Here is a 12,837-nt window from a genome sequence, read left to right on the forward strand (position 1 = left end):
AAATCACATTAGATGATATAATTTCACACATAATAACCTGTATATATTTTATCCATATCTTAAGCTGGACACTCTTGTATGAGGATGGACATGCAACTTGTGTTCACATAGTTATCGGGATACTTATATCGCGGATTTTATTTAGGAAATTTAGGAATAACGAGATAACCAGTGCAGTTCGAGCGAACAAGTTGGCTGCACTACTCTAATACAAATAGTATAGAGAGGTACAAAATGAACGAATTACAAGTGAGGGAACTTATTGTTAAGTATGCCTCCGACTTTACAGATAGATACACCAAGGCATACGGCTCAATTATTGCGAGAGTTGATAACGGAACATATCTCATGTCGAGACCCGGCTTAGTTCTGGACACTATCAAGGATTCAGATCTACAGCTTTATGATATGAGCTCCGGTGATGCGGGCAAGATACTGAGCACGAGACGTGACATCAACGTCATGATCTTTGCTTGTACGGAACCTTCAGCAATTTTCTCCAAGGATGCAGATATGCTTAGACCAGCGCTCTATGATTTAGCAGGCATAGTTGGTACTGATATAAAAATTGCTGAAGATACTACAGCAAAATCCTTGCTTGCTGCATTAAAAGACAGAGCAGGCTGCCTAGTTCGAGGCAAAGGCATATTCAGCACTAGTAGCAATATGAAGGATGCGATTTCAATAGTTAAGATTATAGAAAAGAGTATCGAGGCAGAGATGTACGGAGATAAAATCGGTGGTATAAAGCATCTATCCGCCGATGAGGCACTGCGCACTCGCCAGATGCATAACCACCTATATTCTAATGTCAATTCTGAGAAACATGTTGATTTCGTAAATATCTCAACAGATGAACTCGATGTGCGCAATAACATGATTGACTATGCAAATAAGCTCAAGGACAAAGGCCTCTTCCATGGTTCATGGGGAAATCTCTCTGTTAGGCTTAATGATTGCGAGATGCTGATCACTCCTTCAGCTATGGAGTACAACAAACTACGTGCCGAAGACATAGTGAAGGTTGATGTTAACACACTGGCGTTTGATCACATACAGCGCGTGCCTTCAAGCGAATTTGACTTGCACGCTGCCATTTATAGAGAGCACCCTGATTGGAACGCGATAATCCGTACACATTCGCATGGGCTTTCCGTATTTGCTGCAGCTCAGGTTGGTTTCAAAATCACAGACCCTGCTCTTCACCAGCTACTAGGTGATGTCAGCGCAAGCGAGCACGTTGAACCACATACTCCTGATTTTATCGAAAGTATACTCAAGGAACTAAGACACAACAATATATGCGTGATTGCGAATAGAGGTCCGATTTTCTGTGCTACTAGCCTGGAAAACGCTACAGTTATGGCAGATGCCATAGAGGATACCGCTTGCAACATGCTCGGTTATAACGAGCCACTTCTAAGAGCCGAGGAAGAATAAAGCTAAACGATGGCATGCATATGGTGCATGCCATTTTATCTTTTATGAAACATAATATTTAACAGCAACACTTAATTAATCAAAATGACTTATTCACTTATGGAGGATCAAAATGAGCTGGATTAAAACTAAGGAAAAGAGGATTCACTATATCCAGGAAGAGGCACTTGGTGGTCCTGGTCACCTGATTACGACGCAGATTATCGATAATGACGAGGAGCTTCTAGGCAAAGGACGACTTTTTAAGGAGAATGTTCTCGAAAAGGATTGCGGTGTAGGTTACCATGTACACGAGGGAGATGCTGAAATTTATGTCATCCAAAGTGGCGAGGCTGAGTACAATGATAACGGCACTATAAAGACTGTGCGCGCAGGTGATGTCACGTTTACTGGACCTGGCGAGGGACATAGTCTGACCAACAAGAAGGATGAGCCAGTAAAATTCGTCGCCCTCATCATCTATGAATAGGTTTTATAGAATTCCATTTTTATTTGCGAGAATGCTTGTTGTAAAGTAGCTCTCAAGTTGTTATAATCTCACGGGCAGATTACTGCGCGGATATCATCGTAGCATACCGCACGATAGAGACTCCATAGAGCAGTGCCTGCCTGCAAATCGTTTCTTCGGGGTAACCCGGCTCATCGCTGTATCCTTACGGAACGGCAGAAGGAGGTTAATATGAAGGATAAATTATCCAACCCTAAATTTCTTGCGCAACTAGCGCTTCTCGTCGCAGTTGAACTTGTCATGAAGATTACAGGGCTTGGCAGTGTGCCGATTGGTCCAATCTACATGTCATTTCTCACACTTCCAGTCGCTATCGGGGCGATACTAATGGGACCACTCGCTGGAGCCATACTCGGCGGAGTCTTCGGCATCGCAAGCTTTATAGATGCTGTTTCAGGCGCATCTGCAATGGGTGGAGTTTTATTTCAAGTCGCACCATTTAAGACATTTGTACTATGCGTTATCACAAGAATCCTCATGGGGTTCTTAGCCGGCGTAGTATTCAAGATTGTTAATAAAATCTTCGGAGGACACACTATTGCATACTCAATTGGAGCAATCAGTGCTCCCTTGCTCAACACATTATTCTTCATGGGATTCCTAGTCATTGCATTCTACGACACAGACTATATCCAGAAACTGGCTCATACGATTGGTGCTACCAATCCGCTTACTTTCGTAATTACACTTGTTGGCCTTCAGGGCTTAATCGAAGCTGTAACTTGCTGTATTCTCGGAACAGTAGTCTCTAAAGCACTAGCAAATCATCTCGGACATAGCACCGCAGGAAACACAAACGCTTAAAGAATCTTTAATCTAGCAAATTATTGTGCTAGATATACAAATAAAAAAGCCACGCAAGCATATATTGCATTGCGTGGCTTTCTTACATAGCAAGAGCAGACCTCCAAGATTCGCTCTTGAAGATCCGCTCACCCTATTTAAATTGAGTTTTGACTCCCAAGCTATTAATACTAGCTCACTTTTCTTCTTCTAAAGTAACTAACACCAGCAAGCATTGTACCGGATACACCTAAAAGGAGTACATATAGCATTATATCTGCATCATCTCCCGTCTTAGGCGTCTTAGTCTTCTTTACAACCTTTACTGTCTTTCCAGGGTTGCTTGGTGTAGTATTCTCGGCAGCCTTATTCACCTTAAAAGTGTATGAAATCAAGTTAGGTTTATCCTGTGGTGCCGCTGCATCTCTTCCTGAAATAGACTGTTTAGCAGCAAAGAAATAGGCAGCTCTTACATCATCTGAACCCGCACCAGTCTTCTTTTTTGCTACCTCCATGGAATCTGTTACAAGTTCATCCTGTACACCAACAACACTTCCGGTGATAGTTATGTTCTCATTTACAGTCGCCTCACTATTAACTGTAAGCCCTTCAACACTTATTTTTACATTACTAATCGTTTTTAGGTAAGCATAATAGTCTCTAGCAGGCAAATATCCACTCTCACTTAATGAAGGGTGTAGTCTAATTATGAGTTTGTCACCATCTCTTTCTGCTTTCTTAAATTTGAGAGAATTTAAACCATCAACTCTAAACTTTAAATCATTAACATCAGGAACTGTAATACCTCTAGGTATATTGATAATAAATACCAATTCTGAATCAGTAGCTATATAAGCTTCCGTTCCATGAGTTTTCCATGCCGTGCCCTTTGAGTGTCCATTAATATCCCCCCACAACCTGCTATTTTGCCATTTGCTGAGATTACCTAAATTAACCGAAAAATCAAGATTTAATTTATCTCCAATTGCATGTGTCCCTATAGCGGCATTTTCAGTATTATTGTTAACAGATATATCACCATATACATTTAATTGATCTCTGTCTTTAATAAAATCAGAATCAAACTTGAAATTAAATGGATTGTGATATTTATTATCTTGATAATTCGGATCACCATTAGGTCCCTCGTTATCCTGTAACTCTGGTTTGGATAAATATTCAAACATATCCATTCCCGCTACATATGTTAATGTATTAAAATTCTTGTATATACCAGTACTAGGAGAATCCCCACCTCGTGCCAAATCAAAATTTTTAAGAACAGTATCTTGCAATTTCATTAGGTATTTAGGATACACCCCACCATCAACATAACTGCTTTTCTCTAACTCAGTCCAATAGTTTTCAGCAATGGCTGTATCCGCGTCAGGAGCTTCTTCATCATCTGCATAGACTAACCCGGAAAAGAACACTGTTATACAAATCATAAATGCTATGAATAGTGAAAAGCATTTTTTTATTCTTGAATTTACAACTCCCATTAACTCCACTTTTCCTTTCTTAATAAATAACATTTGTGAATACAACATCATTACTTTATCATATATATATATATTCTGGATTGTACTTTTAAAGTACAAGAAAGGAACGCCTCTATTATTTAGTTTCAAACGGTTATATCACCCTTCTTGCGAGCTATCGCTCTGCAAAGGTACACAAACGGTGTGTCGCAGAGGCTCGTCACGATGTAGATTATATATGTCGAGAATATCAGAGTTATTACGGTCTTAGTATCGTACAATCCTGCAAAAGCAAATACCGTATATAGCGCTGAATTCACTAGCTGCGAAACTAGGGTCGAGCCGTTATTACGGAGCCATAAAAATCTATCTCTATCGCCAAACCTCTTGTTAGTGAAATCCCACCACTTGTGATATAGCCATACATCAAAGTACTGTACGATTACATATACAGCTAGACTTGCAAACATAAGTCTTGGCGTATGTGCAAAAATCTGCCTGATTGAAGGTGATGCGAAATCGCTTGGGCTCGGTGAATATAATAGCCAAGATGAGCTGATTACCACAAATGCAATGGATGTCGCTACACCTAGGTGTACCGCTTTGTGCGCATCTTTTTTTCCATATATCTCACTAGCGATATCAGTGACCAAAAAAGTAGTTGCAAAGAGAATGTTTCCAAGTGTCATCTCCATGCCGAACGCCTTTACGAGGATAAGAACCTCAATGTTGGCGGTGATAGTTGCGAGCACTGTCCATAGATAGAGACCATCTCTTCCAAGATACTTGTACATGAGCACCACTGCACTGTACTCAACTATTAGCGTGATAATTAGTAGTAGTTCATTACTCATTTTGTTTTTGCTCGGTTCATTTATACACCGAGCTCTCCTTTCCGCATCAAAATTCCAGAAGACAATCATAATTCTTCGTAGCACTTATCACCAAACAGCTTCATCTGATAAAATTAGCAAAATAAATAGCCGACGCAAAACAAAACGCCGGCTTACTTTCGTATTCCTAGTACCCGTAGTTTTGATAAAGCAGGATGGTTTCGAACTGCTGTATAAAATTGTCTCTATATGTAGCTTACACGTTTAAAAAGGCAAAAGCTTCTTCCTCACTTGCGAAAGTGATTATGGTGAGTAGCACGAGCACTGCTGCCCATACTAAAAGTGCCAAAAGCAGAATCCACCTCAGTGGTTTGTTAGATCTAGCTCTATAACATACATAGCCGAACAGTGCAAATATAACTAGCATCGCTGCCCATACTATAGTACTAGCGTGTGGCACAAAATATTGTTCTGCGAATTTTTCAATCGGCGCAGGCAATCTCATCTCTATCTCCTTTCGACCCCTTTGACTTAGCTATTACATTTTAGACTAATAGTTCCCCCTTAGGCAAGACCTTATTGAGAGTTCTTTTATATGCAATTACCATCATTGACGCTGTGACAGCCCAGCTCACTGGATACACGAGCATTAGATTAATCCATGTTGGGTTAAATTTAAAGAATGTATAAATCCATATTATTCTAAAGCCACATACCCCTAAGAGCGTTACTATTGCAGGGCTTAGCGAGTATCCATATCCCCTCATGCCTCCAGATAAGGTCTCAATTGTAGAATTCAAAACCTCACCTGCCATAAGGATAACAAGTCTTATATATCCGAATTTTATAACTGCCATATCGTCATTAAATACACTCAGCATCTCCCTACCAAATATGATTACTGAGACACCGAATATAATCATCGAAATCCAGTTGAGGATTAATGTCTGCTTGACAACATCTTTGCACCTTCGATAATTTGAAGCTCCGTGATTCTGTCCTACAAACGTAACTGCAGCCTGCCCAAACGCATTTGAAATAAAGTATGCCATAATCTCTATATTGAAGGCGGCAGTTGTGCCAGCCATTGCATCAGTGCCAAGACTATTGATGGCTGACTGTATTAGAAGATTGGATATCGAGAATACCATGCCCTGCATTCCAGATGGCACACCTATTTTGAGGATGCTTTTAGTTATTCTTATGTCTATTTTGAGTTCACTTAGGCGGATACGAACTAACCCTTCGTGCTTTTTGAGATAATAGAATAGAAGCGCTGCACTAAGGGCATCGGCTAATACCGTTGCAAGTGCTACTCCTTCAACATCCATTCTCATTACCACTACAAAGAATATATTAAGAGCCACGTTTACGACTCCAGAAAAAGCGAGGCATATCAGAGGCGTTCTCGTATCACCCTGACTCCTAAATATGGCTGATTCAAAGTCATATAACATTATAAACGGCATTCCCCCGAACAGTATTCTGAGATACCTAACTGAGAGAGGTGCAATCTCCTCTGGCACGCCGAGTATTTCGACGATTGGATTTGCAATTATATTACCAACTATAGCTATTGTGATACCGCTCAGAAGCGCTAATATTACGGCTGTATGAGCCGCTCTGCCCACACCTTCCTTATCCTGTGCACCTGTAAACCTCGCCATAATTACATTGGCCCCGACAGAAATGCCTATAAACATATTTATCATCAGGCCGAGAACAGGCGAGTTACTTCCTACTGCAGCCATTGAGTTTTTGCCAACAAAAGTTCCAAGTACAGCTACGTCAGCTGCACTGAAGAGTTGCTGTAGAACACTTGTAAGCGCTAACGGTAGTGCAAAAATTAAGACCTTCCTCCATATGCTGCCATGGAGGAGGTCGCTCATATCATTAGATTTTGTTTTATTCATATTTTACTTATCCTTTTTAGTATCAAGACACTCTTCACAGGTGCCATAGAATACTGTTCGAAATGGATCGATTTTAAACCCATGTTCTTCGCTCATGTGATGCTCAATGTCCTTGATCATATCACAATGAACATGAATAAGCTTACCGCATCCTTCACACTTACAGTGGTATGCACTAACAGTCTCATGCGGAGCTCCATCACCGACATACTCAAAGCACGCTGCTCCATTCGTCCCGACCGCATACTTACTCACAATACCATCATCGAGCATACGCTGGAGATGACGATATAACGTTGTTATTCCAATTGCTTTATCTTTACCAGCAAAATGCATGTATAACTCATTGACCGTAAAGTGCTGTCCTGGTATAGACGAAATATATTCAACGAGCTCATCGTACTGTTTTGTCTTGTATCTCTTCTTCGATTCCATTTTGACCTCAATTAAAATTCAAGAAAATGGTTTTCAACTCTTAAGAATTGAAAACCATTTTTTATTTTATGCTATATCACTATTTAAGTCAAACTTAGACTTATCAACAAGACCTACTGTCTGAATTTAAGTACGCGCATCGAGTTGATTATGCAAATGATGCTCACTCCTACATCACCAAATACCGCATACCACATCGAGACGAGTCCAAGTGCAGACAATACGAGAATTAGAAGCTTTACTCCTATAGCAAATGCAATATTGGATTTTACAATTCTCATCGTTCGCTTAGCTATTTTTAAAATTAATGGTAACTTTCTCAAATCATCATCCATTAAAACAATATCTGCAGCCTCTATTGCCGCATCAGAGCCTAGAGATCCCATGGCGAATCCGACATCAGCTCTCATGAGTACCGGAGCATCATTTATTCCATCTCCTACATAGCCAAGCTTTGACCCAGTATTACGATTTCCTTCTATGAGCTCCTCAACCTCATCAATCTTGTCAGCTGGAAGTAGCTCATACCTAACTACATCGAGTCCGAGCTCTCCAGCTACAGCCTCTGCAGTCGCTTTCCTATCGCCCGTGAGCATAACCGCCTTCTTGACACCCTCACGCTTAAGTTCAGCGATACTTTCTCTAGCTTCATCCTTAATGGTATCAGATACCACTATATATCCTTTATACTTCTCGTCGTACGATACAAATGTGATAGTTCCCATCTCGGAGCCATATACTCCACTCACATCTTCTATTTCATTTTCATCGAGGAGTTTACGGCTACCTACAAGAAGAGATTTTCCATCTAACATAGCTGAAGTGCCTTTTCCTGTTAGATTGACCACATCTTCAAGCCTACTCTTATCAATCTCCTTATCCTTTGCAGCTTCTAGTATTGACTTTCCTATTGGATGTGTTGCAAATGCCTCACCATACGCAGCGAGTTCTATTAGCTCATCTTCAGATACACCCTCTGCTGGTACAAGTTTTGATACTTTAAATTCTCCCTTTGTTAGCGTTCCCGTCTTATCAAAGACCATTGTATCTAGGCTCGCTGCTGCTTCTAGGAAGTTGCTCCCTTTTACAAGAACTCCAACCTTGGACGCCGCACCAATGCCTCCAAAAAACCCTAGCGGAACTGAAATAACGAGTGCGCATGGGCAAGATACAATCAGGAAGTTGCAGGCTCTTTCTATACCGTCTGACCATGATAAGCCGAACACAAGAGGCATAGCTACAGCCAAAAGTGCAGCGCCTATAGTAACTATAGGTGTATAGACACGCGCAAATCTCGTAACGAAGTTCTCGAGGACAGCCTTCCTAGCACTAGCATTTTCAACCAGTTCTAAAATCTTTGCAACTGTCGAATCATCATACTCTTTGGTGACTTTAACCTTGAGCATACCTTCGCCATTCACACATCCCGATATGATATCGTCGCCCTCAGAAACTCTCCTAGGAACAGATTCCCCTGTCAGAGCTGACGTATCGATAAAAGACTCTCCTTCGATTACTACTCCATCAAGTGGAACCTTATCGCCAGGTCTAACCACGACTACACTACCAATTTCGACATCCTCAGGATCCACCTCTTCAGTCTCATCTCCATTAAGCACAAATGCTGATTCAGGGGCAATCGCCATCATCTCAGTAATTGAAGCCCTCGACTGTCCGACGGCATAATCCTGGAACGCTTCACCTATCTGATAGAAAAGCATGACAGCGAGCGCTTCAGAATACTGGGTATCCCCAAATAGACCTAGTCCAAACGCCGCAAACGTCGCAATCATCATAAGGAAATTCTCATCAAAAACTTGACCATTCCTAATATTCTTGGCCGCTTTTATGATTACATCATTACCGACTATAATATAAGGTATGAAGTAAATTACAAACAGGACGAATCCGTGAACTCCATCTAGCACACCTGTAAGCTCAAGTATCATCAGTACTAGAAAGCACACGAGTGATATCGCTATCCTATTTCTTCTATTTCTTTGCTTTTTATTCATAAGTAAAGCCCCTAATCTATAAATACGCTATGTTAAAAAAGTTATATAATCTAAATACTACTTTATCTCTACAGTAAAATCAGGCTCAATCTTCTTACCTGTCATAATAGCTGTTTCAAGGATTTCATCGAATCGATCGTCATCAGCAACAAGAGTGAATTTCTGAGCCATAAAATTAACCCTTGCTTCCTCCACTCCGTCTAGCTTATTTATCGCATCCTCTACCTTTGCAGCACAGTTTGCACAATCAATCTCACACTTGAATTTCTTTTTCATCTCTTACTCCTTTTCTGCTTAATACGTTTCTTAAATCTTAAAATCTTGTGCTCTTATTAAATTATATTAAGAGCATAATGTCTCTTTTCTAGATTATCGCTCTTCGATATGTTCCTTACCGACAGCGATAATAATTCTCACATGCTCATCTGAAAGCTCATATATGATTTGTTTACCTGCCCTTGAAAACTTAACTAGTTTAGCTTGTTTAAGGATCTTAAGCTGGTGAGAAATTGCCGACTGGGTAATGCCCAATGCTTCCGCCAAGTCGCACACACACATCTTCTCTTCGAATAGTGCAAATAATATCTTCATCCTGGTAGAGTCACCAAACACCTTGAACAGCTCGGATAGATCAAATATCTCTTCCTCTTCAGGCATCGCCCCGACAACTCTTTCTACAGTGCTTCCATGCACTTCGTTAACCTCGCAGTGAGGCGCTAAATCTTTTTCCATATAATCTCCTACTTTATAAAACACAATCATATGCGTTCATATGAGCACTTGTTCATACGTTCATTTATAATATACTCTCCTGCTTTTAAGGTGTCAACATGTCTTTGATTAAATTCATGTACTATATCTAATACTACGAAAAGTAACAGTTATGCTATAATCAGTTATTCAATGGAAATAGGAGACTAGAAATGAAAAAGAAAGTTCTCGTCGCCATGAGTGGCGGAGTAGATAGCAGTGTGGCAGCTCTTCTTGTAAAGGAAGCTGGTCATGATGCAACAGGTGTAACGATGAGGCTGTATGATAATGATACGATTGGCAGCGATGCTAAAACATGCTGCAGCCTTGAAAATATAAATGATGCAAAGAGTGTCGCTAAGAGCCTAGGTATTCCTTTTGAGGTCTGCGATTTTAGACCAGAGTTCGATGAAAAGGTTATAAGTAAATTTATAAGCGCTTATGAGCACGGCATAACACCGAATCCATGTGTAGATTGCAATAGGACTCTAAAGTTTGATGAGCTCTTTAGAGCTGGTAAGGAATTAGGTCAGGATTACATCGCCACCGGCCATTACGTCATTGTAGAGCATGGAGAAGATGGAAGATACAAGCTTAAGAAAGCTGTCGATTTGTCTAAAGATCAGAGTTATGTGCTTTATTCTTTAAGTCAGGAGCAGTTATCACACACTATGTTCCCTCTCGGCAAACTGCATAAGTCAGAAACTAGAAAAATTGCTGAGGAGCATGGTTTTGTCAATGCAAATCGCAAGGAGTCCCAAGATATTTGCTTTATCCCAGATGGTGACTACGCCTCCTTTATAGAGCGGTATACTGGTAAAAAAATAGCTTCTGGTAACTTCGTAGATATGGATGGCAATGTACTAGGTATCCACAGGGGGATAATCCATTATACAGTCGGTCAGCGCAAGGGACTTGGACTCGCACTTAAGCACCCGATGTATGTACAATATATCGATGTGGAGAACAACGAGGTAGTGCTCGGTTCAAACGAAGATCTATTCAAAAGAGAGCTGACTGCACATAATTTCAACTGGGTTTCAATCGCCTGCCCAGATGCGCCTTTCAGAGCTAAAGCTCGAATTAGATATAAGCACAAAGAGGCACCAGCCACCATTACGCCTCTAAGCGAAACTGAAGTTAAAATCGTATTCGATGAACCTCAGCGCGCTATAACTAAGGGACAATCTGTAGTTGTATATGATGGCGATTACGTTATCGGTGGCGGTATCATTGGATAACCTCTTAGTATTAATTTTACTGGATACAAAAAGCAGGGGCTGCAGGCTCCTGCTTTTTTACTTTGACGATGGTTCCTATCCATAAGACTGCAGCTCGCTTAAATCGTTCTATCAATCGTCACCACAACAGATAGAGATGCACACGAGATATTCTTAGCAGTTGGCCAATCCCGACCAAAGCTATTATATTGGATATTTTTCCGCAAGGCGATTAGCGATAGCAGCTGTAGCATCCGTTGAACCATCATTTACGATAATAATTTCAACCCTAAGTCATATAATCATTAAAAAAACAACATCAATCACTGATGTCGCTATCTAAAGTTGTCGTGAACTGGTAATCTGGATAACGTTCCTGTATATCCTGAACAATACGCTTATATAGTGCTTCACGATCATCACAATTAAAGTCAATGACGATATCAAAACGTATCTCATTTCCCTGTACAAAGAAACCATGCATTTGGATAACATGCTCTACGGACATAACAATCTTTCGAATCTCTTTATACAAATGTTTTGCTTCATCATCCTTTGTGTTGTATGCATACACACTAATTGCCGTCACGAAGACATGTGTTTCATCATAAATCTTATCTTCGATTCTACGCTGTAATTCATCAATCTCATCCGCAGTCATCGTATCATCTACTTCAATATGTAAAGATGCCACATTCTTATTCGGTCCATAATTATTCAAGAATAAATCATATACACCATGTACTTCATGAAAAGTCATAACCAACTTTTTTATTTGATTCGTAAGTTCCTTATCTGGACGTTCACCCAAGATCGAAGATATCGTAGAAGCCGCAATCTCATAGCCAGCTTTGATAATCATAATGGATATCACAACCGCAAGATAAGAACTAATATCAATATTCGTCCAGATGAATAATAATGCGGCCACAAGCGTACTTGCGGAAATCATGGAGTCCATACGACTATCTTCACCAGAGGCGATAAGTGAACCAGAGTTTAGTCTTTCGCCCGTCTTCTTTACGTACATTCCCATCGAAAACTTCGCAAGTACAGCCACAAAGATGATGACCAGTCCAACTGTTGTATACGTTGGAATACTCGGATTAAATATACTCTTAACAGCTTCCACAAAAGAAGTAATACCTGCATATATAATTATCAAAGATATGACAAGTGCACTTAAGTATTCAACTCTACCATATCCATACGGATGCTTATGATCTGGTTTCTTTGAAGCAAGCTTTGTACTAATAATAGTAATAATAGATGAAAAAGCATCCGATACATTATTGACCGCATCCAATATGATTGCGATAGAACCAGATAAAAATCCAACCACAACCTTAAATCCAGCCAACATTGAATTCACAATAATTCCTAATACACTTGTGCGTATAATCTCTTGATTACGATTCATATTTTCACCTCGAATGTAGTTATTCTAACACCATTTTCA

Annotated in this window: 14 protein-coding genes; 4 read left to right on the forward strand and 10 right to left on the reverse strand. The window is 40.2% G+C overall.

All coding sequences use genetic code 11. The annotated features are described in order from the left end of the window. Positions 1–234 precede the first annotated feature (234 nt). The 3 genes from Q7O90_RS02465 to Q7O90_RS02475 all read left to right on the forward strand — a co-directional run bounded on the left by Q7O90_RS02465 (position 235) and on the right by Q7O90_RS02475 (position 2,752). A complete protein-coding gene (locus tag Q7O90_RS02465; protein ID WP_304127021.1) occupies positions 235–1,440 on the forward strand; it encodes a class II aldolase/adducin family protein in 1,206 nt (401 codons plus the stop codon). 112 nt (positions 1,441–1,552) lie between these two features. Continuing rightward, complete coding sequence (locus Q7O90_RS02470; protein ID WP_304127023.1) at positions 1,553–1,909, forward strand: cupin domain-containing protein; 357 nt, start codon at positions 1,553–1,555, stop codon at positions 1,907–1,909. Between the two features lie 210 nt (positions 1,910–2,119). Beyond that, the gene (locus Q7O90_RS02475; protein ID WP_304127026.1) at positions 2,120–2,752 is read left to right on the forward strand and encodes an ECF transporter S component; all 633 of its coding nucleotides are present in this window, start codon (positions 2,120–2,122) and stop codon (positions 2,750–2,752) included. A 170-nt stretch (positions 2,753–2,922) separates the two neighbouring features. Here Q7O90_RS02475 and Q7O90_RS02480 read toward each other — a convergent pair whose 3' ends face one another. The 8 genes from Q7O90_RS02480 to Q7O90_RS02515 form a co-directional block, all read right to left on the reverse strand. Continuing rightward, positions 2,923–4,362 (reverse strand): sortase B protein-sorting domain-containing protein, encoded by a 1,440-nt coding sequence (locus Q7O90_RS02480; protein WP_304127030.1) that lies wholly within the window; start codon positions 4,360–4,362, stop codon positions 2,923–2,925. Next, positions 4,359–5,066, reverse strand: coding sequence for a queuosine precursor transporter (locus Q7O90_RS02485; protein ID WP_304127032.1), 708 nt, complete (start codon positions 5,064–5,066; stop codon positions 4,359–4,361). The genes Q7O90_RS02480 and Q7O90_RS02485 overlap by 4 nt, the downstream gene beginning before the upstream one ends. 235 nt (positions 5,067–5,301) lie before the next feature. After that, positions 5,302–5,550: a hypothetical protein gene (locus tag Q7O90_RS02490; protein WP_304127035.1), complete on the reverse strand. Its 249-nt coding sequence runs from the start codon at positions 5,548–5,550 to the stop codon at positions 5,302–5,304. Positions 5,551–5,590: 40 nt separating this feature from the next. Beyond that, a complete protein-coding gene (locus Q7O90_RS02495) occupies positions 5,591–6,958 on the reverse strand; it encodes an MATE family efflux transporter (RefSeq protein WP_304127038.1) in 1,368 nt (455 codons plus the stop codon). Positions 6,959–6,961: 3 nt separating this feature from the next. Continuing rightward, the gene (locus tag Q7O90_RS02500; protein ID WP_304127040.1) at positions 6,962–7,393 is read right to left on the reverse strand and encodes a Fur family transcriptional regulator; all 432 of its coding nucleotides are present in this window, start codon (positions 7,391–7,393) and stop codon (positions 6,962–6,964) included. Between the two features lie 113 nt (positions 7,394–7,506). Then, entirely contained in the window at positions 7,507–9,408 is a 1,902-nt protein-coding gene (locus tag Q7O90_RS02505) for a heavy metal translocating P-type ATPase (RefSeq protein WP_304127042.1), read from the reverse strand. 57 nt (positions 9,409–9,465) lie between these two features. Beyond that, positions 9,466–9,684, reverse strand: a complete 219-nt coding sequence (locus Q7O90_RS02510; RefSeq protein ID WP_304127044.1) for a cation transporter — start codon at positions 9,682–9,684, stop codon at positions 9,466–9,468. Positions 9,685–9,777: 93 nt separating this feature from the next. Continuing rightward, a complete protein-coding gene (locus Q7O90_RS02515; protein ID WP_304127046.1) occupies positions 9,778–10,140 on the reverse strand; it encodes an ArsR/SmtB family transcription factor in 363 nt (120 codons plus the stop codon). Between the two features lie 191 nt (positions 10,141–10,331). On the opposite strand from Q7O90_RS02515, the gene mnmA reads away from it, so the two are divergent. Further along, positions 10,332–11,399, forward strand: a complete 1,068-nt coding sequence (gene mnmA / locus Q7O90_RS02520) for a tRNA 2-thiouridine(34) synthase MnmA (protein ID WP_304127048.1) — start codon at positions 10,332–10,334, stop codon at positions 11,397–11,399. A 183-nt stretch (positions 11,400–11,582) separates the two neighbouring features. Here the strand turns inward: mnmA and Q7O90_RS08225 are convergent, their stop codons facing one another. Beyond that, positions 11,583–11,660, reverse strand: a complete 78-nt coding sequence (locus Q7O90_RS08225) for a glycosyltransferase (RefSeq protein ID WP_442929233.1) — start codon at positions 11,658–11,660, stop codon at positions 11,583–11,585. A gap of 37 nt (positions 11,661–11,697) precedes the next feature. Next, on the reverse strand, positions 11,698–12,798 hold the full coding sequence (locus Q7O90_RS02525) for a cation diffusion facilitator family transporter (protein ID WP_304127051.1): 1,101 nt from the start codon (positions 12,796–12,798) through the stop codon (positions 11,698–11,700). Positions 12,799–12,837 lie beyond the last annotated feature (39 nt).

This window comes from Mogibacterium diversum (genome assembly GCF_938028775.1).
Lineage (GTDB): Bacteria > Bacillota > Clostridia > Peptostreptococcales > Anaerovoracaceae > Mogibacterium > Mogibacterium diversum_A.